We start from the raw sequence: 25,043 nt of genomic DNA, 5'->3' as shown, positions 1-25,043 counted from the left end.
CGATCCTCGCCAACCAAAACAGGAGGGAAGAATGATCACTCAAGAGCTGATCGATCAATTCAACCAGCAGGGCGTCGTCAGAGTGCCGGGCGTACTTCGGCCCGGCGATTTCGTTGCCGTACGCCAAGAGTTCGCAGATCTCCTTCGTGAGCGAGCAGAACGGTGGTGCGGCCGCGGCCTGATCGCCCCCGAAGTATTGAACCGCTTCATCGGCGACTTCGAGCGGGACCTGCTCATGCTCAGCGCTGTCCACGGTTTCGACACCGAGTTGCTCGCCGAGTTGGACATCTGCCTGCCGCACAGCCCCTTCTCCGCGATCACGTCTGACGCCTTGTTCCACGTCGGACCCGGGCTGCTCCGCCTCATCTCCACACCCCACCTCCTCGACACGATCGAGTCCTTCATCGGCAACGAGATCTCGGTCAGCGGCAACGCGCACATCCGACTGAAGTTGCCGGCCGCCAAGGCCACCACGAGCCACGTTGGACGCTCAGCGGCCAATACGGCGGCCGAGACACCGTGGCACACCGACGGCATCACGATGGTGGAGGAGTCCATGGACACCCCACTGATCACGGTCTGGATCCCGCTCCGCGACGTTGGGGCAGAGAATGGATGCCTACTCTTCCTGCCCGGAAGCCACCACGTGCCCGATAGCGTGCCGTGGCCAGTAGGTCCCGAGCTCCGTGCGGAGTTGAACCGCAAGGCGGTGACCTTGCCGGCCAGGTTCGGCGACGTGATCATCCTGCACAAGCATGTCGCTCATGCCTCGGCGCCGAACATCTCGGACTTCCCGCGCTGGAGCTTCGACCTCCGATTCTTCGACCACACCCGGCCGGGTGACCGGCCGTGGTTCCCCTCGATCCCGCTCCGCTCGGTGACCCACCCCGAGTCGGTCGTCACCTCCGGCGAGGAGTGGCGGACACGGTGGGAAAAGACACGGGCTCGCCTGGCCGCCGCCGGCAGGCCGCTTCCTGGCCGTCCCGTATACGCCCGTGCTGTCGCCGAGGCCTACCTGCGCCGTTGGAGCGACGGCGACTACGGACCCGTCGAACAAGGACATCGATGATGTCCTACATGATCGGCATCGGGATCGACCTCGTCGAAGTTCAAGGCTTGAAGAAAGCACTCGAGCGAACTCCGATCCTCGGACCCCGACTGTTCGGACCCTCAGAACTCGATCGGTCGGTCGAGTCGCTGGCTGGTTGCTTCGCGGCCAAGGAGGCACTCGCCAAGGCGCTGGGCGGCGGTGACCTGCCCTGGGGTGACGTTGAAGTGATCCCTTTGGCATCAGGTCAGCCAACCCTCCACCTGACCGGGAAGGTCGCAGCGCGTGCACACGTCCTCGGAGTCTCGAAGCCCCACCTCACGATCACCCACGACGGAGGGTTTGCTGCCGCTATCGTCCTCCTCGAGGGAGAGAGACGTGGGTGGCGCTGATTCTTCGGCCATACTGCGCCCGCACTCAGCGGAACGCGGCATGCCCGGTCAGCGCCCGCCCGATCGACAGCAGGTGCATCTCGCTGGTGCCCTCGTACGTGAGCACCGACTCGAGGTTGTTGGCATGTCGCAGCGGCGAGTACTCGAGCGTGATGCCGTTGGCGCCGAGGATGGTGCGGCACTCGCGGGCAATCTTGATGGCCTCGCGAACGTTGTTGAGCTTGCCGACGCTGATCTGATCGGGGGTGATCTCGCCGCGGTCCTTGATCCGGCCCAATTGCAGCGCGAGCAGCATGCCCTTGCCGAGTTCGAGCGTCATGTCCGCGAGCTTCTGCTGCGTGAGCTGATAGCCGGCGAGGGGGCGGTCGAACACCTCACGCGTCCCGGCGTACGCGATGGCCGTCTCCAAGCTGTCCCGAGCGGCGCCGAGCGCCCCGAACACGATGCCGAAGCGCGCCTCGTTCAGACACGACAGCGGAGCTCCGAGGCCGTGCGCGCCGGGCAATTGCGCCGACGCGGGCAGCCGGACACCGTCGAGCACCAGTTCGGATGTCACCGACGCCCGCATCGACAGCTTGCCGTGCACGGTGTTGGCGGCGAATCCCGGTGTGTCCGTGGGCACGAGGAAGCCGCGTACGCCGTCGTCGGTCTGCGCCCACACCGTCGCGACGTCGGCGAGGCTGCCGTTGGTGATCCACATCTTGGTGCCGTCGAGAATCCAGTCGGAGCCGTCGCGGCGGGCGCGGGTGCGCATGCCCGCGGGGTTGGAGCCGAAGTCCGGTTCGGTGAGGCCGAAGCAGCCGAGCGCCTCACCCGCGGCGAGCCGCGGCAGCCACTCCTGCTTCTGACCCTCCGAGCCGTACCGGTGGATCGAGTACATCGACAGCGAGCCCTGCACGGAGACGAAGCTGCGCAGCCCGCTGTCGCCGGCCTCGAGTTCGAGGCACGCGAGGCCGTAGCTGACTGCGTTGGTGCCGGCGCAGCCATAGCCCTGCAGGTGCATACCGAACAGACCCAGACCGCCCAGCTCACGGGCGATCTCGCGGGGCAGCGTCCCCGACTCGAACCACTCCGGCAGCTGCGGTCGGAGCCGCTCGTCGACGAACCGCCGGACCGTCGCCTGAATGTCGCGCTCCTCGTCACCGAGGAGGGCGTCGATCCCGAAGAGGTCCAGCGGCTTCATCGTCATACTCAGTCCACCGCTCCCACGAACTGGCTGTTGTACAGGTTGTAGTACGCCCCGCGACGCTCGAGCAGCTCGTCGTGGTTGCCCTGCTCGACGATCCGGCCATCCTCCATGACCACGATCAGGTCGGCGTCACGGATGGTGGAGAGCCGATGCGCGATCACGAAGCTGGTCCGGTCGCTGCGCAGCGACGCCGTCGCCTGCTGGACCAGTAGTTCGGTGCGAGTGTCGACGGAGCTGGTGGCCTCGTCGAGGATCAGGATCGCCGGCTGCGCAATGAATGCCCGCGCGATCGTGATCAGCTGTTTCTCGCCGGCACTGACGTTACTGCCCTCTTCATCGATGACCGTGTCGTAGCCATCGGGCAGCATGTGCACGAAACGGTCGACGTAGCTCATCCGAGCGGCCTCGCGGACCTGCTCGTCGGTCGCGTTCGGGTGCCCGTACGCGATGTTGTCGCGGATCGTGCCGCCGAACAGCCACGTGTCCTGCAGCACCATGCCGATCCGCGAGCGCAGGTCGTCGCGGGTCATCTGCGAGATATCGGTGCCGTCGAGGGTGATACGTCCGCCGTCGAGCTCGTAGAACCGCATGATCAGATTCACCAGCGTCGTCTTGCCGGCGCCCGTAGGTCCGACGATCGCGACCATCTGTCCCGGCTCCGCGGTGAGCGAGAGGCCCTCGATGAGCGGGGTCTCCTTGTCGTAGCTGAACCGAACGTCCTCGAACTGCACCCGGCCGCGGGCCTGCGCCGGCGTGGCCGCAGGATCCACATCCGGGGATTGCTCGTCCTCGTCGAGGACCGCGAACACGCGCTCGGCGGACGCGATGCCCGACTGAAGCAGGTTCACCATCGAACCGATCTGGGTGAGCGGCTGCGTGAACTGGCGCGAGTACTGGATGAACGCCTGCACGTCGCCGAGACTCATGGTGCCCGACGCCACCCGCATGCCACCGATGACGGCGATCGCGACGTAGTTCAGGTTGCCGAGGAACATGATCGCCGGCATCACCATGCCGGAGATGAACTGCGCCTTGAACCCGGACCGGTACAGCTGCTCGTTCTTTTCCTGGAACGCGGCCTGGACCTCACGGCTGCGGCCGTACGCGGTAACCAGCTCGTGGCCTGTGAGAGCCTCCTCGACCTGTCCGTTGAGCTCACCGGTCGTCTTCCACACCGCGCCGAAATGCGGCTTGGACCGCTTCGCGATCATGGCCGCGACGATTGCCGACAGTGGCACCGTCAGAACCGCGATGAGTGCCAGGAGCGGCGAGATGATGATCATCATCGCAAGGATGCCGATGACGCTGAGTGTGGCAATGACCAGCTGGCTCAGCGTCTGCTGCAGGCTCTGCGAGACGTTGTCGATGTCGTTGGTGACGCGGCTGAGCAGATCACCACGCGAGGTGGTGTCGAAGTAGCGCAATGGAAGCCGGTTGATCTTCCGTTCGACGTCGTTGCGCAGATCCCGCACCACACCCTGCACGATGATGTTGAGCAGGTACGCAGCCAACCAGGACACGAACGACGACGCAATGTACAGCGCAAGCACGAGCGCGAGCACGCGTCCGACGGCCGTGAAGTCGATGCCGGCGCCGGGCACGACGTCCATACCCGAGACCATGTCGGCGAACTGGTTCTGTCCTGCCGCGCGCAACCCCTCTACAGCCTCGCCCTTGGTGAGGCCCTCCGGCAGCTGCCGGCCGATGACACCATCGAAGATGATGTTGGTGGCATGGCCCATCAGGCGCGGGCCGATGACGGACAGCACGACGCTGGCGGCGGCGAGGACGAGCACGAACGAGACCGCGAGCCGATGCGAACGCAGCCGTCCCAGCAGACGCTTCATGGACGCGCCGAAGTTCTGTGCCTTCGCCGCCGGCGCCCCGGGGGCTCCTGGCATCGGGGGCGAGGACTGGGCCGCGGTGCTCACAACGCCTCCTGCACGGAACGCTGGGACTCGACGATCTCGACGTACGTCGCGCACGTCTCGAGCAGTTGCTCGTGCGTGCCGATGCCGACCGTCGCGCCCTCCTCGAGGACGATGATCTGGTCGGCGTCGATGATCGTCGACACACGCTGGGCCACGATGATCACGCAGGCATCCTCGGTTTCGGGTTTCAGCGCCGCACGCAGCCTGGCGTCGGTACTCAGGTCGAGCGCCGAGAACGAATCGTCGAACAGGTACACCGCGGGGCGGCGCACGACCGCGCGGGCGATCGCGAGACGCTGTCGCTGACCACCGGAAACAGTGGTGCCGCCCTGCGAGATCGGGGTGTCGAGTCCCTGGGGCATCGCGCGGACGAAGTCGGCGGCCTGCGCGATCTCGAGTGCGCGCCACAGTTCCTCGTCCGTGGCGTCTGGCTTGCCGTAGCGGAGGTTGGTCGCGACGGTGCCGGAGAAGAGGAACGCCTTCTGCGGCACCAGACCGATCTGCGAGCGCAACAGCTCGGGATCGAGCTCCCGGACGTCGGTCCCCGACACGGCAACCGAGCCGGCAGTGACGTCGATCAGACGCGGGATCAGGCCGAGCAGCGTGGTCTTGCCGGAGCCCGTGCCGCCGATGATGGCGGTGGTCTTTCCGGGCTCGGCAGTGAAACTGATGCCACGCAGCACCGGCTCCTCGGCGCCGGGGTACTTGAACTCGGCATCCCGCAGTTCGACGAGTGCGGGCTGGTCCATCACGGTGACGGGGGCGGCAGGGGGCACCACCGACGGCTCGGTGTCGAGCACCTCGGTGATGCGCTCGGCACATACCGCCGCACGTGGGGCCAGCATCGCGATCATCGACGCCATCATGACCGCCATGAGGATCTGCATGATGTAGCTGAGCAGTGCGGTCAGGGAACCGACCCCCATGGTGCCCTTGTCGATCTCGTGGCCGCCGAACCAGATCACCGCAACGCTGGTGAGATTCGCGATCATCATCACGAGCGGGATCATCAACGCTGCCATTCGGCCGACCTTCAACGCGGTGTTCGTGAGGGCGGAGTTGGCCTCGTCGAATCGCTCGGCCTCCGAACGCTCGCGCACGAATGCGCGGACCACGCGGATTCCGGTGATCTGTTCGCGAAGCACACGGTTCACCGCGTCGATCCGCGTCTGCATCGTGCGGAACGCGGGCACCATCTTCGAGATCATGACGATCATCACAAGGGCAAGGAGCGGCACGCTCACCGCGAGGATCCAGGACAAGCCGGCGTCCTGACGGATCGCCATCACGATGCCGCCGATGCACATGATCGGGGCCATCACCAGAATGGTCGCGCTCAGCACCACCATCATCTGCACCTGCTGCACATCGTTGGTGCTGCGGGTGATCAGAGAAGGCGCGCCGAAGCGGCCGAATTCGCGCGATGAGAACGCCCGGGCCCGGCCCACGACGGCGCTGCGCACGTCACGGCCGAAGCCCATCGCGGCGCGCGCACCGAAGTACACCGACCCGATGGAGCAGATGATCTGCACCACCGTCACGAGCAGCATCTTCGCGCCCGCCGTCATGATGTAGCCGGTGTCGCCGGTGGCAACACCGTTGTCGATCAGGTCGGCATTGACACTGGGCAGATAGAGCGCAGCGCCGGTGGCGACGAGTTGGAGGAGGATGACGCCGGCGAGTTCGCGCTTGTATGGCCCCAGATAGGTGCCGAGGAGTCTGATCAGCATGGTTTGCGAAGGTTACCAATCGAAAGGACGAAAAAGGAGAGATCAGGCCCGCGCAGTGGGGTCCGATCCCTCCCTCTTCATTGGATGTTCACATCGGCTTTCAGGAAACCGTTGCGTCTTCGAGTTCGCGCTTGTCCCGTGGCAGCGCACGGGCCAGCTTCTCGCCCTCGATGTCGACGTTGGGCAGGATCTTGTCGAGCCACTTCGGCAGCCACCAGGCCTTGTCGCCCATCAGCGCCATCAACGACGGGATGATCACCATGCGCACGATGAACGCGTCGAACAACACGGCTGCGGCGAGCGCGAATCCGATCGACTTGATGAACGAGTTGGGCTCGAGCATGAACGCCCCGAATACCGAGATCATGATCAGCGCGGCGGCTGTCACGACGCGAGCGCCATGGCTGAAGCCGATGGTCATGGCGCCCTTCGCGGACGCACCGTGCACGTACTCCTCCCGCATCCGGGTCACCAGGAACACCTGATAGTCCATCGCGAGTCCGAACACCACACCGATCAGGAAGATCGGCATGAAGCTGACCAGAGGCTGCGGGTTGGCGATCAGCCCGCCCCAGCCCTCCTGGAAGATCGCGACAGTAGCGCCGAACGTGGCGGCCACGCTGAGCAGGAAGCCGAGGGCCGCAGTCAGCGGTACCAGGATCGAGCGGAAAACCAGCATCAGCAGGATGAACGCGAGCCCGACCACGATGATCAGGTACGGCACCAGGGCGTCGAGCAGGCGGTCCGAGACATCGGTCTCGAGCGCGGTCTGTCCGGTGACGCCGTAGTGGACGCCGATCTGTTCGTTGAGCGCGCCCTCACCGTCACGGATGGACTGCATCAGGTCGATGGTCTTCGCGTCGGCCGGTGCACTGCCGGGAGTCACCAGGATCTGTGCGGTGTCCCCGGCCTGGTTCATCGCCACGATCTGAGCATTGACGACATCGTCCTGCTCCGAGATGGTCCGGACCACCTGACCGAAGGCCTCCGGCGCCGGGACAGTGGCGTCCCTGGCGTCGACGACGACGAGCAGCGGGGCGTTGCGGCCGGGTCCGAACGCGTCGGACACCAGGTCGTAAGCCTGCCGCGAGCTGGTGGCGGGGTCGCCGGTGCTCTCCGAAGGCAGAGCTAGCTTGAGTCCGGCGGCCGGCAGTGCCAGCGCGCCGAGGACGACGATGCCGGCGATCAGCGGGATCGCGGGCTTGCGGGCGACCCAGCCGGCATAGCGGGCGGCCGCGCCGGGAACCGCGTCTTCGGCCTCCGGATCCGGAGCCTTGACGAACGGAACCTTGCCGGCGAACGCCTTACGGCCCAGCAAACCCAGGAAGGCCGGCAGGAAGGTGAGCGCCACGAGCACCGCCACGAGCACCGCAAAAGCCGCGGCCAGGCCCATGTCGCTGAGGAACTTGATGCCGACGACGCGGAGCGCGACGAGCGCGATGATCACCGTCAGGCCGGCGAACACGACTGCCGAACCGGCGGTGCCGACCGCGCGGCCCGCAGCCTCCTCGTGGTTACCGCTGACACTGACCTCGTGCCTGAAACGGGAGACGATGAACAGCGAGTAGTCGATGGCCACGGCGAGGCCGATCATCACCGCCAGAGTCGGGGTCATCGATCCGAGCTCGGTGAATCCGGTTGCGATGGTGATACCGAGGCTGCCGATGCCGACACCGATGATCGCGGCGATCAGCGGCAGCCCGGCAGCGACGAGGGAACCGAAGGTGAGCAGCAGGACGACCGCGGCGACGGCCAGGCCGATCAGCTCGGCGGATCCACCCGGCATCTCGGGAGCCTGTGCAGCGCTGCCGCTGACCTTGACCGTGAGCCCGGCGTCACGCGCGACCTGCGCGGCGGCGTCGATCTGGTCGATCAGTTCGGTGTCGACGTTCTCGAAGGTGCCGGAGAAGGGGACCTCGACGTAACCGACCGTCTTGTCCGGGCTCAGCGGGGACAGTGCCGCGGCGTCGGCCCGCGCGACGTCGAGGGGCTTGCCCGTCTGTTCGGCCTGGGCCGCCAGCTTCTGGGTCAGACCGGCGTCGGCGACGACCGGGTTGACCAGCGCACCCTGGGCGGCCTCGGGAGACGCAGTGGCCGGGTCGACCTTGGCGGCCGGATCGACGAGCGCGATGCCGCGGACCTGAGCCAGTGTCGCGTCCATCGCGGCCTGGTTCTCCGGGCTGTCGAGGGTCTGGCCCTCGGGCGCCGCGAAGACGTACCTGGCAGAGATGGAGCTGAACGGATCCTTGGCCGAGTCGGGGAACCGCTCGGCCATCAGGTCCTGCGCCTTCTGCGCCGGGGTTCCGGGAATGGAGAACGAGTCGTTCGTCGGACCCGACAGCGTCGCGGCGCCGACACCCATCAGAACCAGGATGGCCAGCCAGATGGACAGGACCGTGCCTTTTCGCCGGTAGGCGAATCGGCCGATCCGATAGAGATAGGTGGCCATGGTGGCTCCTTCGTGATCGGGTGGTTCTAGCGCGTGGGGGCGGTAAGACCTGAACGCAGGTGGACGAAGGCCTCACGGACGAGTTGCTCGGGGTTCTCGGCCGACGACCGACCGCTCATCCACAGGTCGAGCGATGCCTTGCAGGCGGCGCCGACCACCATCTGCAGCAGGCCCGGGTAGAGGCCGGAGGCCCCGGTGCGCTCGGCGATGACCTCGTCGAGCATCGGTGTGAGCCGTACGTGCATCTCCATCTTCTTGGCCAGCAGAGTGGGGCTCGAGTCGATGAAGTCGACGAGCGCCTTCATCTCCTCGAGTTGTCGACCGGACTCGGCAAGTGCACGCACCACGACGAGCTCGAGCGAATCCAGGATGGGTTCGTCGGCCGGTCGTTCACGCAACCAATCGGCCCACTCGAGCACCTGCGCCTCGAGATGGTGCAGGACGGCTTCCTCCTTGCAGGAGAAATAGTTGTGGAACGTACGGGTGGACACACCGGCCTCGGACGCGATCATGTCGGCGGTGACGAGTTCGATGCCCCGCTCCTTGACGAGGCGGGCGGCGGCCTCGCTGAGCGCGATGCGCGTCGCCACCTTCTTCCGGTCCCGCAGACCGAGCGTTTCACTCACCCTCTCCAAGGTACGGAAGGTGCAGAGCTCTGCAATATTGCAGAGCTCTGCACCTTTTGTGTGATTGGCCACACACCGAGGCACTGTGCGTCGCACGCCACACCGCATCGGTCAGCCCAGTCCGGTAAGCCACCCACGCAACTGCGAGAGACCTTCGGGTATCGAGCGCAGGCCGAGCGCTTGACTACGCTTCCCGTCGAGCACGAGGATCCGCCCCTGCTGCACTGCAGGCAGGGCGGCCACCGCGGGGTTCTCCAGGACCGACGCGAACGAGCCCTCGCCCGCACCGCGGATGTCGACGAGCAGAATCGCGTCAGGGTTGGCACGGGCGACCTGCTCCGGATCCGCGAGAGCCGTACGGACCAGCCCGGCATCGTCTGCGGCATTGCGCCCTCCGGCGCGGGCCAGCAGATCGAGGGTGAATCCCCTGCCCGCGTTGACCATCGGGCGACCGGCCTGATTGCTCAGGACCAGTACGGACGGAGCGGGCCCGGAAGGGAATTCGACCGAATCGAGCCCCTCATCGAGCTCACGAACGAGTTCCGCGGCCTGTTCCGGGGCGCCGATGGCATCCCCGATCAACGTGATGTTGGCGAGCATCTCCGCACCCGACTGCCACGAGTTGGGCAACGTGAGCACCGGAACGGCGGACGCCTCCAGCAGCGCGGCGGTATCGCTCTCGCCCTCGTGCCGGGGAGTGATGATCGCGATATCCGGTTCGGTGGCGAGGATCTGTTCGGGGTCGGCCGGACCGTGGGACGCGATGGTCGCCGGCACGGCCTGCATGACCGACAGGTGGTTCGTCAATGCCGGGTTGACCGCGGTCTCCGGGATCAGCACCAGCCGGTCGCCTGCACCGAGCGCCGCGACGGTCTCGGCGACGTCAGGAGAGATCGCCGCAATGCGCTGCGGCGCAGCGACGGTCGTGGCCTCGGTCGAGGCGGGCGGGGCCGGCGAGGTGCATCCGACGAGGGTGGCCGCTACACAGCAGAGCGCGGTGAGCAGGCCGGGTCGGCGAAAAGTCGGGTTCATGGTGCTCCTATGGGCAAGGGGTGATTGGGCTGGAGGCAGGAAGGGCGGTCACGCGCAAGGTGCCGGTGATCTCGTCACGGCAGGTGCCGATGTGCACGCCATAGACCCGGGCGAGCAGCTCGGCCTCGAGCACCTCGTCCGGGGTGCCCGTGGCGACGATGCGCCCGGACTGCATCAGGACGAGATGATCACAGAACCGGGCGGCGAGGTCGATGTCGTGCAGGCTGGCGACCACGGCCCGTCCGCGCCCGCAATCCACCCTGTCGGCCTGCGCGCGGGCGAGGGTCAGGACGGTGAGCTGGTGGGCGATGTCGAGCGCGGAGATCGGTTCGTCCATCACGAGCACGGGGGCATTCTGCGCGAGCGCCCTGGCAATCTGGACGAGTTGCCCCTCCCCACCAGACAATCGGGAGGCGGGCCGGTCGGCAAGGTGCGCACATCCGGCGCTCTCGATCGCCGCGGCAACCAGTTCGTCCCGAGAGTTGGCATGCCCGGTCACAATCGTGCCGAGCGCGACGATCTCTCGCACGGTCAGGTCGAAGGTAAGGCCCGTCTGTTGCGGCACGAATGAGACGTACCGCGCCCGATGCCGTGGCCTCAACGACGTCAAATCCTTTTCTCCGAAAAGGATCTGGCCTGCTGCCACAGCCGTGCCCGCACCGATGGCCGAAAGCAGCGTCGTCTTGCCCGAACCATTGGGTCCGATGAGCCCGACGACGGCACCCGGCGCGATGTCGAGATCGAGGTCGTGCAGTATCGTCCGCCGCCCGCGGTCCACCCGGACGGCCCGCAACCGGAGCAGGGCTTCCGCGCTCATGCGGCGCCCTCATGTCCACTCCCGCGACGCAAGACCAGATAACCGAAGACCGGTGAACCTACAAGGGCGGCAACGGTTCCGGTCTGCAAGACGACTGGATCGAACATCAATCGAGCACCCAGATCAGCCAGGACGAGGAACGCAGCACCGGAGAGCATCGCGGCGGGCAGCAGCATGGCGTGGCGGGGCCCGGCGATCAACCGCACCGCATGAGGGATCACCAGGCCGACGAAGCCGATCACGCCGGTAACGGCGACTGCGGCGCCGGTCACGAGCGCGCCGGCGAGCAGTAGCAACAGTTGCTGCCGGCGTACGTCGACCCCCAGGCTCGTGGCGGTGCGCTCGCCGAGCAACATCGCGTCCAGTACCCGGTGGCGGGACAGCAGGATCGCGGTTCCCACCAGAATCGGCACGGTGCACAGATACACGTCGCCCCACACGCGAGCAGTGAGATCACCGTTGACCCAGAACACCACGGAGCGCACGGCAGAGTCCTCCGAGGCGTTGGCGACGAGCACCGCGGTCAGCGCGGAGCAGAACGAGCCGAGAGTGATCCCGACCAGGACGAGAGTCATCGGAGAGGCATCGCGGCGCAGCCGCGTCACGACGAGCAGCGCGATCATCGTCACCGCCGCACCCAGGAAAGCGCCGAGGGGCAGGGTTGCGGACCCGAACACCGATGTCCCGGTTACCAGCACCGCGACAGCACCGACTGCGGCGCCGGAGGAGACCCCCGTGATGCCGGGGTCCGCGAGTGGGTTGCGAAAAACTGCCTGCATGACGGCGCCGGCAACGGCGAGGGCGGCACCGACCATCGCTGCGACCAGCACACGGGGCACCCGCACGTCCCACACCAGCGCGGCATGCGGAACCCCCGCGCCACCCCGGGTGGCGATGGCGTCGAGGACGTCGGGCCAGGGTACCGAGACAGGGCCGAGCGAGACGGCGGCCAGGGCCGCCAGGACGAGCCCGGCGGCGGGAACGGCCAGCGCGGCGGGAGGCAGTCGTCGCCGAGCGACCGGGACCGAGTCGACGACGGGAGTGTTGGGGGGCAACGGGAGTGGGCCTTTCCATGCAGTAAGCTCCGATAGATCGAAAACGATAACAGTTTTCATTATCGAATGGAGGCGAGGATGCGTCAGTCCCCATCGGCGCTGCGCATGCCCATCGGCGCATACGTCCGCGGCGCGGTCGCGCTCTCCTGGACCGCATCCGTCGCGATGTGCCTGTTCTATCTCGCACTCGGTAATTCGTTGACCGACAGTTCCTTTCAGTGGAACTGGATACTCTCGTTCCTCATCGCCGCCGTCGGTGCCGCGGCCGTCACGGCCGTCCCCCTGATCAACGACCGCGCGCAACGCCTCGTCGAGCAGACGGTGCGCAACCGCCTGCTGACACGTGTGCTGACAGCAGATACCGTCCTTGCCCGCGCGGCACTCCCTGCGACCGGCCGGATAGTGTCCACCGGGTTCGACGGTGCCGCGAAGGTTGCCGCGCTGCGCGGCGGCTTCGTCGCGTCGATCATCGCGGCCGGGACCGCACCGCTCATCGCGCTCGTGGTGGTCGCGACGACGGTGAGCTGGGTGCTCGCGGGACTCCTGTTCGTTCTGGTCCTGCTCGCCCCGGTCACGGTCGGCGGTTTCCAACGACTGTTCCGGCGTTCTGCGGCCGATTACCGGACACAGTCCAGGCGGTTGGCGGGAGAGTTCCTCGAAGCTCTGCGCGGGCTGAGGACGGTCTCACTTCTCGGGCGCACGGACCAGCAGGCCGCCCACCTGGCCGACGAGAGCGAGCTGCAGCGCCGCACCGTCATGCGACTGCTACTCGGCAACCAGATCGTCCTGCTCGTGACCGATATCGTCTTCTACGGCGGGGTGGTCGGCACCGCGGCCGCCGTCGGCGTCCACCTCGGGACCAGCGGAGAGCTGCCCCTCGGCCGAGCGCTGACGCTGGTCCTCCTCGCACTGCTGCTCACAGCCCCCATCGACTACATCGGCCAGTTCTTCTACATCGGCATGACCGGCGCCGCTGCCCAGCGCGAGGCGGCGGCGCTGATCGGCACGGACGACGACTCGGACCGGTCGGCGACGCCGGTGATGCCGGCCACCGTGCAGACGCCCGTCTCGTGCGCAGTACGCGATGTGGACTTCACCTACCCCGGGCGTCTTCCACTGCTGTCGGCAACCACCATCGCGGTCGCCGCCGGAGAGACTGTCGTACTCACCGGGCCGTCCGGGGGCGGTAAGTCCACCCTGCTGGCGCTACTGTCCGGCGACCTGCGCCCGGACGCGGGCACTGTCGAATTCGACGGCGTGGTGGCCGACCCGCGCGCCTTCGTCACCGCGATGCACCAGAACACCTACCTGTTCAGCGGGTCCGTCGCCGACAATCTGCGCCTGGCCGCGCCCGTCGCGTCGGACACCGACTTGTGGGAAGTTCTCGACCGCGCCCATCTGGCCGACGAGATCCGTTGTTTGCCAAATGGTCTCGACACCGAGGTCGGCGAGTTCGGCACGAGCTTGTCCGGCGGACAGGCCCAGCGGCTCTCGCTTGCCCGCGCACTGCTGCGCCGCACTCCGATGCTGGTCCTGGACGAGGTGACCAGCCATGTCGACGCCCGGTCCGAAGCTCTGATTGCGGACACCCTCGCATCACTGGCCGGGAACACGACCCTGGTGATCGCGACCCATTCTGCGGGCCTGCTCGCCCTCGCAGACCGCACGATCGAGATCGGAGCTACTACATGACAGCCGCCGCCACTGCCCGTGTCACCGGACACGTCTCCATGACCGGCTGGCTGCTGGCCTTCGGCCGCCCCGTGCGATGGCCGCTGGCGATCTCGGCACTGTGCCGCGTCGTCGGCTTGACTGCGGGTATCGCTCTACTCGGGTACGCCGCGCACGCGGTGGTCACGGCGGCCACCACCGGAGGCGGCGCGCCATGGACGGTGTTCGGCGTGCTTGTCGGACTCGCCGCGATCAAAGGCCTCTTTCAGTACCTCGAGCACTACACCGGCCATTGGGTCGCGTTCCGCGCGCTGGCGATGCTGCGGGTGTTCTTCTACGAGCGCTTGGCAGTCCTGGCTCCCGCCGTCACGGTGCAGCGCCGCACGGGCGACCTGCTCGCCCGAGTCACCCGCGACATCGACCGCCTCGAGGTGTTCTTCGCCCACTCTGTCGTTCCCGCCGTCACGGCGGTGATCGTGCCGGTCGGCGTGCTCTGCTATCTCGCGGCAGAAGTCGACCCCGCAGTAGCCCTGGTCACCGCGCCGTTCCTGCTGTTGCTCGGCGCGGTGATCCCCTTCGCCGGCCGGCGCACCACCCAACGCGCGGAGGGGCAGACCGTACGACTCGGCGGGGTCATGTCGGCGCACCTGACGGACACCGTCGGTGGGTTGCGCGAGATCACCGCGTACGGCGCCGAGAATCGTCGCCGCACGGATCTGGCCCGGCTCGACGCCGCGTCCGGCGCACAGCACCGCATCGTTGCCCGGTGGGCATCGATCCGGGCCGGCTCGACCCGGGCAGCGCAGGCCGGAGTGCTGATCGTGATCGTGGCGGTCGGCACAGCCCTCGGCTTGGACTCGGCGTCCGTCGCCGTCGCGGTGGCCGTCACTGTCGCGACGTTCCCGGCCCTCGAGGCCGTCGACGGCTTCGCCGCCCTCCTGGGCAGCACCCGCACATCCCTCGACCGGGTTCGAGCGATCGCGGAGGAGGAGCCGGCGGCTCCCGAGCCGGCCCCGGACACGGTCTGGATCCCGGGCGACGGTCCACCCGAAATCTGTTTCCACAATGTCGATTTCACCTACCCGTCCCGTGACGTACGGCCGCCGGCGCTGACTGGGGTCGACCTGACGATTCCGGCAGGGCACACCGTCGCGATCGTCGGCCCGACCGGCAGCGGCAAGTCCACAATCGGGGCACTGCTCGCCCGAATCTGGGACCCCACCGCAGGGGCCGTCACGTGGGACGGCGCGGACATGCGCCGCATTCCGTCCGCCGAGCTCCGCCGCCGCGTCACGGTGATCGACCAGCAGCCCTTCCTGCTCCACGGCACCGTCGCCGACAACCTGCGACTGGCCGATCCGGCGGCGACGGACGAGCAACTGTGGCGCGCCCTGCACATCGCTGATCTCGCCGACACCGTGCGGGTACTGCCAGACGGGCTGCAAACGCATGTCGGCGAGCGCGGCGCCGCGCTGTCCGGCGGTCAGTGCCAGCGTCTGGCAATTGCGCGTGCGGTGGTGCACGGCGGACAACTCCTCGTCATCGACGAAGGCACGAGCCAACTCGACGAATCCACCGAGCGTCGTGTCCTCGGCCGGCTCGCGGACGCGATCGGCGACTGCACCGTCCTGTGGATCACGCACCGTCACACAACGCTCGGGATCTGCGACGCGGTTCTCGAGATCGACGAAGGGCGAGTATCGGCATACAAAGCCGGGTGAGCCGAGGAAGGTACCGGGGCTAGCGTCGACGCCACGCCCCCGGATCGGCGGTCAGTTCCGTCACGAACTCCGGCAGCGCACCCGCGGCGACATCGGCGACGGTGACCCCCTCGAGCACCGCCCGCAGGTTCACCCGAACAGCGATCCACACCTGTTTCAACGACTCGGCCGGCCCGTCGTACGTGACATCCTCGGGTCGCTCGCCGCGCACGGATGCAAGCGGACCCTCGACGGTGCGGATCACGTCCGCGATCGTGATCTCGGCGGCGGGACGGGTCAGCCAGTAGCCACCGTCGGGTCCCCGCCTGCTGCTCACCAGGCCACCCCGACGCAGATCGGCAAGCACCGATTCGAGAAATTTGTGAGGAATGGACTGCGAACTCGACAACACCTCGGCTTTGACCGGACCGGGTGCGGAGGCCGCGAGTTCGACGAGGGCGCGCACCGCGCAGTCCACCCTCGCCGTGATGTGCACGCCAACCCCCGCCCGATCCGACACCGTGTCGGCACAGACGTTACCCACCAGCACGTTGGCAGTGACCCAGGTCACCTCACGGGGTAGATTTTCGGGCAGGCGCGCGAAGTCCACTCAGGTGCATTCGACAGCTCGGAGGAATCATGTGGGAGACCCTCACCGGGGCGTGGGGTTCGCTGCTCGAACCGCTCGGCGATCCGGTAACCCTCGCGATACCGGCGTTTGTCGTCTTCCTGGGTCTCGAGTGGTTCGCAGCCCGCAAGCTCGAAGAAGCTGAGATCCACGACGGCCGCGCGCACCCGCCCACGGCCGGCTACGAGTACCGGGATGCGCGGGCATCGATCTCGATGGGACTGGTGTCGATCGCGACGACGGCATTCTGGAAGGCCCTCGCGCTGATCGGGTACTCCGCGATCTGGGTGTATCTCGCCCCGTGGCACCTACCGGCGAATGCCTGGTATACGTGGGTGATCCTGCTGGTGGGCATCGACCTGCTGTACTACACGTATCACCGTATGGCGCACCGGATCCGGCTGATCTGGGCAACGCACCAGGCGCACCATTCGAGCGAGTACTTCAACTTCTCCACCGCGCTACGTCAGAAATGGAACAACAGTGGCGAGATCCTCATGTGGATTCCTTTGCCACTGATCGGCATTCCGCCATGGATGGTCTTCGTAGGATTCTCGGTAAGCCTGGTGTACCAGTTCTTCGTACACACCGAGCGGGTCGGCAAGCTGCCGCGGCCCATCGAATTCATCTTCAATACCCCGTCGCACCATCGTGTGCACCACGGCTGCGATCCCGAGTACCTGGACCGCAACTACGGCGGCATCCTGATCGTGTGGGACCGCATGTTCGGCACATTCCGAGCCGAGAAGCAGCGCCCCACCTACGGTCTGACGAAACCGGTGGGCACCCACGATATCTGGAAGCTGCAAACTCACGAGTATGCCGCGATCGGACGCGATTTTCGCTCGACATCATCGTGGCGGGAGCGCGCCGGCTATGTGTTCGGCCCGCCCGGATGGGCGCCGTCGAGCGCGGGCCAGGGACACCAGAAAGTCGACCCTGCCAGCGCCATCGACCGTCACGAATCCCATCGGCTGCGATGAGTTTCGTAGACGAGCGCTATGCGCCGGTCCGCACCGAGTTGACTGAGTACAACCTTCCTGTTCGTGGCGCGATTCCGGACTGGCTCGACGGCAGGTATCTCCGCAACGGACCCAATCCGATTGCCGATGTCGTTCCAGCCGAATACAACTGGTTCACCGGCGACGGCATGGTTCACGGCATTCGTATCAGCGATGGACAGGCGTTGTGGTACCGGAACCGATGGGTCGACTCGGAGGTCACCTCGGCGGCCCTGCAGCGGTCGGCTCCTCCCGAACGAGGTAGATCGCCCCTGCACGGACCGTCGGCGAACACCAACGTCATCGGGTTCGCCGGACGCACGCTCGCCCTCGTCGAAGGAGGCGTGGCGTGCGCGGAGCTCTCCGAGGAACTCGAGACGGTCGATGTCTGCGACTTCGATGGCACAGTCCGCGGCGGCTACACGGCCCACCCCATCGAGGATCCGGATACCGGAGAGCTTCACGCAGTTTCATATCACTTCGGTCGGGGTGACACGGTGCAGTACACGGTGATCGGCCCGGACGGTCGCCTCCGGAAGAAGATCCCGATCCGCGTCGGGGGCAGTCCGATGATGCACGCGTTCTCCCTGACCCGAGATTACGTGGTGATCTACGACCTCCCGGTGACCTTCGACGTCCGCAGCGCCGTTGCGGCGAACGTCCCGCGCCCACTGCGCCCGCTGGCGACCCTGGCGCTCGGCGCGACGATCGGCCGCATCCGGCTGCCCCACCCGGTCCTCAACCGTGTTCCACGGACACGAGTGGGGAGCTTCCCGTACTCCTGGGACGACGGCTATCCCGCGCGCGTCGGGTTGATTCCCCGGCAGGGAGATTCGACGCCGATCTGGTTGGACGTCGAACCCTGCTACGTGTTCCATCCCGTCAACGCGGTCAGCACGAGCGATGGCGTCGTCGTCGATCTGGTAGTCCATGAACGCGTGTTCGACGGAGACCTCACCGGCCCCTCCGAGGGTCGGCCGCGCCTGGAACGCTGGCACCTTCCACGGACCGGTAGTTCGGTCCGACGGGAGAGGCTCGGGGACGAGCATGTCGAGTTTCCCCGATTCGACGAGCGGCTCACCACCGCGGTCCATCACGACTGCTGGCTGGTCTCCGGCACCGACGACCTCTCCGGAGAGCACCGACTGCTCCGCACGGATCGAGATCGCGGCGCGGTCGCCACTCGCGACTTCGGACCGCGATCGGCAGTCGGGGAGTTCGTCTTTCACCCGGATTCCCCAGACAGCGCCGAGGGGCACGGCATCGTCATGGGCTTGGTGTCCGATCTCGCTCGCAACGAGACGGAGCTGCGGATCCTGGATGCCCAGACCTTGGAGGACAGAGCCGCCGTCCGACTTCCACAACATGTTCCGGCGGGGTTCCACGGCAACTGGATACCGACAGCGACGGGGTGATGGTGCCCATCGTTGTGTCGGTGGCGACGTTGGTTCTCCTGTCGCAAGTGCGGATTACGGAGCAACTGGCATGGCCGGCGTCTTCAGGTCTCATGCAGCCTCGGGTTGCCCGAAGGTCACGCCGCTTTCGGACGCACATCCGCCATCGCCGCCGGATCCTCGGTGCTCGCGAGACTCGGGGTGACCGGCCCCTCCGGGTCCCCGGGGATCGGCTCGGTCTGCGCGGCAACCTTCCTGCCGCGGCCGATCACGATCGCCGCAACGAGAGCCACGACCAGGCAGGTGATCGCACCGAGCAGCAGCCCGGCCCGTCCACCCCACTCCTGACTGACCCACCCCGCGATGGGCCCGCCGATGGCCGTCGAGCCCTGGAACGCCGTGGCCCACAGGGCCATGACCCGGCCGCGCATCTGCGGTTCGGCCTCGAGCTGGAGGGTGCTGTTGGTGGTGGAGTTGAAGGCGATGCTGACGGCGCCGACGATGGCGAGGGCGATCAGTTCGAGCGCGAGCGTGGGCGCTGCCGCCGCGGCGACGAGCGCGAAACCGAAGGCCGCCGCCGCCACGATCAGGACGCGCGTGCCGGTGCGACCCCACGTCGCGACAAGCAGACCGCCGCACACTGCGCCGATGCCCATCGCGGCGGTCATGAATCCGTACGCCTCGGAACCCGCGCCGAAGGTTTGGTCGGCAACGATCGGGAGTACCACCTGGAACTCGAAGGCGAGGCAGCCGATGAATGCCATCATCAGCAGTGGCACCGCGAGATTGCGGTTGCCACGCACGTAACGCAGACCCTCACGAAGCTGGCCGCGTGCGCGTTCCATCGGCGGCGAGCGGCGCAGCTCCGAGATATCCAGCCGCAGTAACGATGTCACCACCGCGACGAAACTGGCCGCATTGAGTAGGAAACAGATACCGAGACCGCCCGCGGCGATCGTGACGCCCGCAACCGCCGGACCGACGATGCGCGACGCGCTCACGAGCGTGGATTGCAGACTCACGGCGTTACGCAGATCCTCCGGCCCCACCATCTCGAGCAGGAACGACTGTCGCGCCGGGTTCTCGAAGGACTGGTTGAGGCCGAGCAGTAGCGCCAGCAGGTATACGTGCCACAGCGCAACGGCGCCACTGAGCGTGAGGACGCCTAGGACGACGGCCTGCACGCCCATCAGCGACTGCAGGCCGATCATCAAGCGGCGCTTGTCCGCCCGGTCGGCAACGACACCCCCGTACGGCCCGAGCAGTAAGACCGGCAGGGTCTGCAGCGCGACGACGAGGCCGATCGCAGTGCCGGAGCCGGTGAGCTCGAGGACCAGCCACGACTGTGCGACCAGCTGCATCCAGGTACCGATGAGCGAGACTGCCTGGCCGCTGAGGAAGCAGCGGAAGTTGCGGTTCGCCAGCGCGGCAAAGGTTTGGCGTCCGAGACTTCCCGCGGTCGTCATGAGCGGCTGGCGCCCCGGGCCCTACACATCCGCTCGCCGAGGGCCTCCAGGGCCGGCAGGGCGTGGAGCAGATCCTGGGTCTCGGCCTTGGGAAGTTGCGCGAGGTACTCGGCGAACAACTGAGTCCGCTTGTCCCGCAGCTGCGTGTGCAGCGCAACCCCGTCGGGGGTCGCGGAGACGACGACGGCGCGGCCGTCGTCGGGGTCGGCCGAGCGGGTCAACAGCCCGTCGGTTTCCATCTTGCCGATCATCCGCGACAGCATCGTCGGATTGAGGGTCTCGATCTCGGCCATCTCGCTGGCCCGGATCGGCCCCCGGCGCACCGCGGTGGTGAGGATCGAGAACTGCGTCTTCGTCAGTTCGCCGCGGGAAGTCTGCCGATCGACCTGCCGGGAAATGCGTCCGAGTGCGATCCGAAGCCGGGAGACCTCGTCGTCATCGAAGAGGCTCGTCAAAGTCCACCTCCAGTTACTTGCTTATCAGCAAGCATACACTGGACGGCGTCGAACCTGGTGCGCCGACCTGTCGGTCACCGGCGAGACCGGTGACCGACAGGGTTCTCGTAGATACGATTCGACGCGCGCTCGCCGGGTAACTCACGGACCCCGCCGACGAGCAACTCCCCCGCCACCACCGGAGGCACCACGTCGCCCCGTCTACTTACAGCATCTGCCCCGCGACGAATCCGGCGAGAAGTACCGAGAAACCACCCATTTCGCCGCCGATGAGCAAGACCATCGCGATATGCATCCCACGATCAGGATGCTCGAACTGATTGTCGGTGTCGCGCAGCGCACCGTGCACGATATAGCTGACAATCGCCGCGAGGAAGAAGAACACGAGTACCGCTGCGGCGGTCAGGTTCACCCACGTCGGCCAGGAACTGAGCTCCACGAAGACCGCGACCAGGAGCGTCGCGAACGCGTACAGCAGCGCCGATCGGTGCGCGATATCGACGTACGGGTGCGCCAGATGGTTGTCCGACGTCACCATCTGGCGGTACTTCCAAACCCCGAGGCCGAGCGCGAGCAGGAAGATCAGCCCGGCCGCGAGCAGGGTGACGACTGTGTCCGTTCCGAGGTTCGCGTCCACAACTCCCTCTTATCCGCACGCGGCGGCGATGAGCCCCCGAAGGTGCGCGGTATCGGTTTCATCGAGGGGCATCAGTGGGCGACGCGGGTCCCCTGCCTCGATGCCGATACCGCGCAGGCCCGATTTGATCGTGGTCGGCAGTCCGCGGCTCACGATCATGTCGAGGAACGGACGGATCCGGTCGAAGAACTCAGCCGCTCCAGCCTGGTCCCCCGCCACGACCAGTCGATGGAATGCCACAATCTGGTCCGGGATCAGACACGGTGCAGCCGTACACCATCCGGCGGCTCCTGCCTCGAATGCCTGCTGTGCGAGCGGGTTGCTCCCGTTGAAATAGGGCAGTGTCCCACCGCTGAGCTCACGAAGACGGTGCATACGGGTGACGTCACCCGTCGATTCCTTGACCATCGTGATGTTGTCGACGCTTGTGACCAGGTCGAACAGGAACTCCGGCGTCATATCGATGCCGGTGGTGGCGGGATTGTTGTAGACCATCACCGGAATGGACACCGCATCCGCGATCGCCATGAAATGCTGGCGCACCTCTTCCTCGGTGAGCCTCCAGTACGACATCGGCAAGGCCATGACCGCCGAAGCGCCGAGGCTCTCTGCGATTCGTGCACGTCGGACGGCTCCGGCTGTCGTCAGGTCTGACACTCCGACGACGGTCGGCACACGACCGTCGACATGGCCGATGGATTCGTTTGCGACGGCTGACCATTCGCTGGGATCGAGGTAGGAACTCTCCCCGGTACTGCCGAGTGGCGCGATCGCATCGACACCCGCGTCGATCATGCGGTCGAGCAGTAGGTGCAGGATCTCGACGTTGACGGTGTTGTTGTCGCGCGGGTGCAGCGGGGTCACGGGGTACGCAACGATGCCGCTGATAGTGCTGGTCATGTGTGCTCCTCAGATGGCGTAGGTCAAAGTCAGGGAAGGTCGAAGACGTCCGGATGCGCCCGCAGCGCCTTGCGCGCGTAGTAGCCGAAGTTCGCCTCGCTTCGGCGTGGGGTCAGCGTCCAGTCATGAGCTTCCTTCGCCAGCCGCGGCGGAAGCGGTTTGATCTCGCCCGCGGCCATCGCCAGCAACTGCAGGCGCGCGGCCCGTTCGATCAGATGCGCCAGCGAACACGCCTCCTCGATGGTCGACCCGACCACGAGCTGCCCGTGATGCGCCAGCAGGATCGCGCGCTTGTCGCCCAAGGCCCCGGCGATGATCTCACCCTCCTCGTTGCCGACCGGCACACCTGGCCAGTCCGGCAGGAAAGCGCAGTCGTCGTAGAGCGGGGCCATGTCCATCTGCGATACCTCGAGCGGGACCTCGAGCATCGACAGCGCCGCCACGTGCAGCGGGTGCGTATGCACGATGCAGTTCACGTCGGGCCGCGCGCGGTAGACCCAGCTGTGGAACCGGTTGGCCGGGTTGGCCATTCCTTCGCCTTCGAGGACCGTGAGATCCTCGTCGACGAGTAGCAGGTTCCCCTCGGTAATCTCGTCGAACCCAAGACCGAGCCGCTGGGTCAAGTACGTTCCGGGCTCGGCTCCGCGGGCCGAGATCTGCCCCGCCAGGCCCGAGTCGTGGCCGGCGTCGAAGAGCGCGCGGCAGGTCAGTGCGATCTTCTGACGGTCCGTCCACTGCTGCTTCGGAATCTGTTCGAGCATTGCCGCTTTCGCGGTCTTCATCAGCTCTTCCTTGCCGAGGCTCATCGTGGTCGCCATACCGGTCTCCCTTCCAACTATCCCTGTCAGTGACACAAGTAGGACTATAGGACACTTTGTGTCATTTAAGCAACCATGGGAGATCACCGTAGGATCGGGAATCACTAAGCCGACGCGACGGGCGCGGCAGCAAACAGAGGAGAGGCGGAGAGTTGGTGGCGTTCCTCCGCTCCCATCGACGCAGGGCCGGATTGACACTGGAAGCCCTCGCCGAGAGCACCGGACTGACAAAGAGCTATCTATCCAAGGTGGAGCGCGGCATCAGCACGCCATCCATCGCCGTCGCGCTGAAGATCGCGCGAGCGCTCGACGCCGATGTCGGGCAACTGTTCTCCGACGGCCTCGACACCGACGCGATGGCCCTCGAACGCCACGACCAGCGCATACCCGTCGCCGACGGCACCGGAAGCGCGGTCTACGATCCCATCGCCACCCGGATGGTCGGAAAGTCGATGCAGCCGTTCATCGTTCACCCGACCACCGAGTCCGGATCCGACTTCATGGAACACCCGGGCGAGGAGTTCGTCCTCGTCACCCGGGGCACGGTCGAAGTGAGCATCCCCAACCAGGTGATCACTCTCGATCAGGGCGACAGCCTCTACTTCGACGCGAACACCCCACACCGGGTGCGGTCGGTGTCACCCGAACGCGCGGAGCTGGTGATCGTGGTCTACGACAAGGACTCCACCCTGGCTCCGGAAACGCATACGCCGCAGCGGCGCTGCGGACCCGGGTCCTGACGGGACCTGCCCCCTGGTTCGAATGAGACCGCACGGCCTCCAAGCTTCTTCTCAGTGTCGCACGCTATCTTGACGCGGTGAATGCCCAGCAGAAGCACAGACTGGCCGGACGGGGTCGCCATCATGCGATTCCCCGCCGACGGGGGGCGACTGCGCTTCGCGTCGTCGCTGCGTCGCTGTCGGCCGTGGTCCTGGCGTCGAGCGGGCTGGCGTGGGCGGCCCAGTCGCACCTCGCCGCGGGGCTCACCCGATCAGATGCGCTCGACGCCCTGTCGGGTGAGGAACGCACGTCGGCGCATGGCGATACGAACATCCTCCTCATCGGCCTCGACAGCCGGAAAGATATGGACGGCAACGACCTTCCAGCCGAGTTCGTCACCGACCAGCTGCATGCCGGCGACAGCGATGTCGGCGGGTACAACACCAACACCCTTATCCTGCTGCATGTTCCGGGTGACGGCAGCCGCGCCACGGCGGCCGCCATCCCACGGGACGACTACGTGGCCGTTCCCGGCTACGGAATGCGCAAGATCAAAGAGGCCTACGGGCTGGCGAAGGCCGATGCGGACATTGAACTAGCCGAGGCCGGGATGAGCGATCCGGCCGAGCGTGAGCAACGCGCCCGGGATGCGGGGCGGCGTTCGACACTCCGGACGGTCCAGGATCTGCTGCGCGTGCCGATAGATCACTTCGCCGAGGTGAATCTCGTGGGCTTCTACGACATCGCCCGGGCGCTCGGGCCGCTCGAAGTGTGTCTCAACGCCCCCGTGGACGATCCCTACTCCGGCGCACGCTTCCCCGCGGGCCGGCAGTCCCTGGATCCGTCGCAGGCGCTGTCGTTCGTCCGCCAGCGACACGGCCTCGACAACGGCGACCTCGACCGCACCCACCGGCAGCAGGCCTTCCTCAGCGCGGTCCTCTACAACCTGAAGTCGACGGGAGTGATCGGCAACATCGGCAAGCTGCGCGCGCTGGCCGATGCCGTCAAGAACGACATCGTCATCGACTCGCAACTCGACCCCGTCGACTTCGCGACCCACGCACGCGCCCTGACCAGAGGAAACCTCGACTTCTACACGCTACCGATCCAGAGCTACGCCACCATCGACGGTCAATCGGTCAACCTCGTCGATCCGAACCTTCTTCGCAGCGAGATCAAGGAACTCTTCACTGACGGTCGCGCTGCTCCACCCCCCACTACCTCCACGCCGCCGAACACCGTGGACGCCCAGGACCTCTCGGTGCCGGACGGGCGCGCCGACGCCGTGACGATCCCCACCAATGGCGTCCAGGGTGCACCCATCTCCGCGGACACCCCGAACGGAATCCCCTGCGTCGACTGACGCGACCGACCACCGGGCCGG

General features: G+C 66.6%; 22 protein-coding genes. 8 read left to right on the top strand and 14 right to left on the bottom strand.

Annotated elements, in window-relative coordinates; all coding sequences use genetic code 11:
* Positions 1–31: 31 nt before the first annotated feature.
* Positions 32–1,069, top strand: coding sequence for a phytanoyl-CoA dioxygenase family protein (locus ERC79_RS13595; RefSeq protein ID WP_131578907.1), 1,038 nt, complete (start codon positions 32–34; stop codon positions 1,067–1,069).
* Entirely contained in the window at positions 1,069–1,440 is a 372-nt protein-coding gene (locus ERC79_RS13590; protein WP_242676563.1) for a holo-ACP synthase, read from the top strand. Before ERC79_RS13595 ends, ERC79_RS13590 begins: the two co-directional genes overlap by 1 nt.
* Positions 1,441–1,465: 25 nt before the next feature.
* Here the strand turns inward: ERC79_RS13590 and ERC79_RS13585 are convergent, their stop codons facing one another.
* The 8 genes from ERC79_RS13585 to ERC79_RS13550 form a co-directional block, all read right to left on the bottom strand.
* Positions 1,466–2,629, bottom strand: coding sequence for an acyl-CoA dehydrogenase family protein (locus tag ERC79_RS13585; RefSeq protein ID WP_131578904.1), 1,164 nt, complete (start codon positions 2,627–2,629; stop codon positions 1,466–1,468).
* Between the two features lie 2 nt (positions 2,630–2,631).
* Positions 2,632–4,530 (bottom strand): ABC transporter ATP-binding protein, encoded by a 1,899-nt coding sequence (locus tag ERC79_RS13580; protein WP_131581116.1) that lies wholly within the window; start codon positions 4,528–4,530, stop codon positions 2,632–2,634.
* Between the two features lie 26 nt (positions 4,531–4,556).
* A complete protein-coding gene (locus ERC79_RS13575) occupies positions 4,557–6,290 on the bottom strand; it encodes an ABC transporter ATP-binding protein (RefSeq protein WP_131578903.1) in 1,734 nt (577 codons plus the stop codon).
* 100 nt (positions 6,291–6,390) lie between these two features.
* Positions 6,391–8,739 carry an MMPL family transporter gene (locus ERC79_RS13570; protein ID WP_131578901.1) on the bottom strand — a complete coding sequence of 783 codons (2,349 nt, stop codon included), beginning with the start codon at positions 8,737–8,739 and terminating at the stop codon, positions 6,391–6,393.
* A gap of 26 nt (positions 8,740–8,765) precedes the next feature.
* On the bottom strand, positions 8,766–9,365 hold the full coding sequence (locus tag ERC79_RS13565; protein ID WP_131578900.1) for a TetR/AcrR family transcriptional regulator: 600 nt from the start codon (positions 9,363–9,365) through the stop codon (positions 8,766–8,768).
* Between the two features lie 111 nt (positions 9,366–9,476).
* Positions 9,477–10,397 (bottom strand): ABC transporter substrate-binding protein, encoded by a 921-nt coding sequence (locus tag ERC79_RS13560; RefSeq protein WP_131578899.1) that lies wholly within the window; start codon positions 10,395–10,397, stop codon positions 9,477–9,479.
* A 7-nt stretch (positions 10,398–10,404) separates the two neighbouring features.
* Complete coding sequence (locus ERC79_RS13555) at positions 10,405–11,214, bottom strand: ATP-binding cassette domain-containing protein (protein ID WP_131578897.1); 810 nt, start codon at positions 11,212–11,214, stop codon at positions 10,405–10,407.
* Entirely contained in the window at positions 11,211–12,269 is a 1,059-nt protein-coding gene (locus ERC79_RS13550) for an iron ABC transporter permease (protein WP_242676562.1), read from the bottom strand. Before ERC79_RS13550 ends, ERC79_RS13555 begins: the two co-directional genes overlap by 4 nt.
* Positions 12,270–12,347: 78 nt before the next feature.
* Between ERC79_RS13550 and ERC79_RS13545 the strand changes: the two genes are divergently transcribed.
* Both ERC79_RS13545 and cydC read left to right on the top strand, forming a co-directional pair.
* Positions 12,348–13,961 carry an ABC transporter ATP-binding protein gene (locus ERC79_RS13545; RefSeq protein ID WP_165497120.1) on the top strand — a complete coding sequence of 538 codons (1,614 nt, stop codon included), beginning with the start codon at positions 12,348–12,350 and terminating at the stop codon, positions 13,959–13,961.
* Positions 13,958–15,661 (top strand): thiol reductant ABC exporter subunit CydC, encoded by a 1,704-nt coding sequence (gene cydC, locus ERC79_RS13540; protein WP_131578893.1) that lies wholly within the window; start codon positions 13,958–13,960, stop codon positions 15,659–15,661. Before ERC79_RS13545 ends, cydC begins: the two co-directional genes overlap by 4 nt.
* 19 nt (positions 15,662–15,680) lie before the next feature.
* On the opposite strand, the gene ERC79_RS13535 is transcribed toward cydC, so the two are convergent.
* Positions 15,681–16,136 carry an Rrf2 family transcriptional regulator gene (locus ERC79_RS13535; RefSeq protein ID WP_131581113.1) on the bottom strand — a complete coding sequence of 152 codons (456 nt, stop codon included), beginning with the start codon at positions 16,134–16,136 and terminating at the stop codon, positions 15,681–15,683.
* A gap of 143 nt (positions 16,137–16,279) precedes the next feature.
* On the opposite strand from ERC79_RS13535, the gene ERC79_RS13530 reads away from it, so the two are divergent.
* A complete protein-coding gene (locus ERC79_RS13530; protein WP_131578891.1) occupies positions 16,280–17,251 on the top strand; it encodes a sterol desaturase family protein in 972 nt (323 codons plus the stop codon).
* Entirely contained in the window at positions 17,248–18,684 is a 1,437-nt protein-coding gene (locus tag ERC79_RS13525) for a carotenoid oxygenase family protein (RefSeq protein WP_131578890.1), read from the top strand. Before ERC79_RS13530 ends, ERC79_RS13525 begins: the two co-directional genes overlap by 4 nt.
* Positions 18,685–18,800: 116 nt before the next feature.
* Here ERC79_RS13525 and ERC79_RS13520 read toward each other — a convergent pair whose 3' ends face one another.
* The 5 genes from ERC79_RS13520 to ERC79_RS13500 form a co-directional block, all read right to left on the bottom strand.
* Positions 18,801–20,129 (bottom strand): MFS transporter, encoded by a 1,329-nt coding sequence (locus tag ERC79_RS13520; RefSeq protein ID WP_131578888.1) that lies wholly within the window; start codon positions 20,127–20,129, stop codon positions 18,801–18,803.
* Entirely contained in the window at positions 20,126–20,584 is a 459-nt protein-coding gene (locus ERC79_RS13515; protein WP_207390322.1) for a MarR family transcriptional regulator, read from the bottom strand. Before ERC79_RS13515 ends, ERC79_RS13520 begins: the two co-directional genes overlap by 4 nt.
* 205 nt (positions 20,585–20,789) lie before the next feature.
* Positions 20,790–21,221, bottom strand: a complete 432-nt coding sequence (locus ERC79_RS13510) for a hypothetical protein (protein WP_131578887.1) — start codon at positions 21,219–21,221, stop codon at positions 20,790–20,792.
* Between the two features lie 9 nt (positions 21,222–21,230).
* A complete protein-coding gene (locus ERC79_RS13505; protein WP_131578885.1) occupies positions 21,231–22,121 on the bottom strand; it encodes a dihydrodipicolinate synthase family protein in 891 nt (296 codons plus the stop codon).
* Between the two features lie 29 nt (positions 22,122–22,150).
* The gene (locus ERC79_RS13500) at positions 22,151–22,939 is read right to left on the bottom strand and encodes an aldolase (RefSeq protein ID WP_131578884.1); all 789 of its coding nucleotides are present in this window, start codon (positions 22,937–22,939) and stop codon (positions 22,151–22,153) included.
* 152 nt (positions 22,940–23,091) lie between these two features.
* Here ERC79_RS13500 and ERC79_RS13495 point away from each other — a divergent pair, with 152 nt between their 5' ends.
* Positions 23,092–23,679 (top strand): XRE family transcriptional regulator, encoded by a 588-nt coding sequence (locus ERC79_RS13495; protein WP_131578882.1) that lies wholly within the window; start codon positions 23,092–23,094, stop codon positions 23,677–23,679.
* Between the two features lie 77 nt (positions 23,680–23,756).
* The gene (locus ERC79_RS13490; RefSeq protein WP_242676561.1) at positions 23,757–25,022 is read left to right on the top strand and encodes an LCP family protein; all 1,266 of its coding nucleotides are present in this window, start codon (positions 23,757–23,759) and stop codon (positions 25,020–25,022) included.
* Positions 25,023–25,043: the final 21 nt, after the last annotated feature.

Source organism: Rhodococcus sp. ABRD24, assembly GCF_004328705.1.
Lineage (GTDB): Bacteria > Actinomycetota > Actinomycetes > Mycobacteriales > Mycobacteriaceae > Prescottella.
Note: the sequence above shows the minus strand (reverse complement) of the source record. Positions and strands in the feature narration are given on the sequence as shown.

Bases quoted from the DNA above. Each gene is read 5' to 3' on its own strand.
- ERC79_RS13505 (WP_131578885.1), bottom strand. From the start codon at position 22,121: ATGACCAGCACTATCAGCGGCATCGTTGCGTACCCCGTGACCCCGCTG.
- ERC79_RS13560 (WP_131578899.1), bottom strand. From the start codon at position 10,397: ATGAACCCGACTTTTCGCCGACCCGGCCTGCTCACCGCGCTCTGCTGT.
- ERC79_RS13575 (WP_131578903.1), bottom strand. From the start codon at position 6,290: ATGCTGATCAGACTCCTCGGCACCTATCTGGGGCCATACAAGCGCGAA.
- ERC79_RS13530 (WP_131578891.1), top strand. From the start codon at position 16,280: ATGTGGGAGACCCTCACCGGGGCGTGGGGTTCGCTGCTCGAACCGCTC.
- ERC79_RS13525 (WP_131578890.1), top strand. From the start codon at position 17,248: ATGAGTTTCGTAGACGAGCGCTATGCGCCGGTCCGCACCGAGTTGACT.
- ERC79_RS13570 (WP_131578901.1), bottom strand. From the start codon at position 8,739: ATGGCCACCTATCTCTATCGGATCGGCCGATTCGCCTACCGGCGAAAA.
- cydC (WP_131578893.1), top strand. From the start codon at position 13,958: ATGACAGCCGCCGCCACTGCCCGTGTCACCGGACACGTCTCCATGACC.
- ERC79_RS13585 (WP_131578904.1), bottom strand. From the start codon at position 2,629: ATGACGATGAAGCCGCTGGACCTCTTCGGGATCGACGCCCTCCTCGGT.
- ERC79_RS13555 (WP_131578897.1), bottom strand. From the start codon at position 11,214: ATGAGCGCGGAAGCCCTGCTCCGGTTGCGGGCCGTCCGGGTGGACCGC.
- ERC79_RS13590 (WP_242676563.1), top strand. From the start codon at position 1,069: ATGTCCTACATGATCGGCATCGGGATCGACCTCGTCGAAGTTCAAGGC.
- ERC79_RS13595 (WP_131578907.1), top strand. From the start codon at position 32: ATGATCACTCAAGAGCTGATCGATCAATTCAACCAGCAGGGCGTCGTC.
- ERC79_RS13500 (WP_131578884.1), bottom strand. From the start codon at position 22,939: ATGGCGACCACGATGAGCCTCGGCAAGGAAGAGCTGATGAAGACCGCG.
- ERC79_RS13580 (WP_131581116.1), bottom strand. From the start codon at position 4,530: ATGCCAGGAGCCCCCGGGGCGCCGGCGGCGAAGGCACAGAACTTCGGC.
- ERC79_RS13520 (WP_131578888.1), bottom strand. From the start codon at position 20,129: ATGACGACCGCGGGAAGTCTCGGACGCCAAACCTTTGCCGCGCTGGCG.
- ERC79_RS13545 (WP_165497120.1), top strand. From the start codon at position 12,348: ATGCGTCAGTCCCCATCGGCGCTGCGCATGCCCATCGGCGCATACGTC.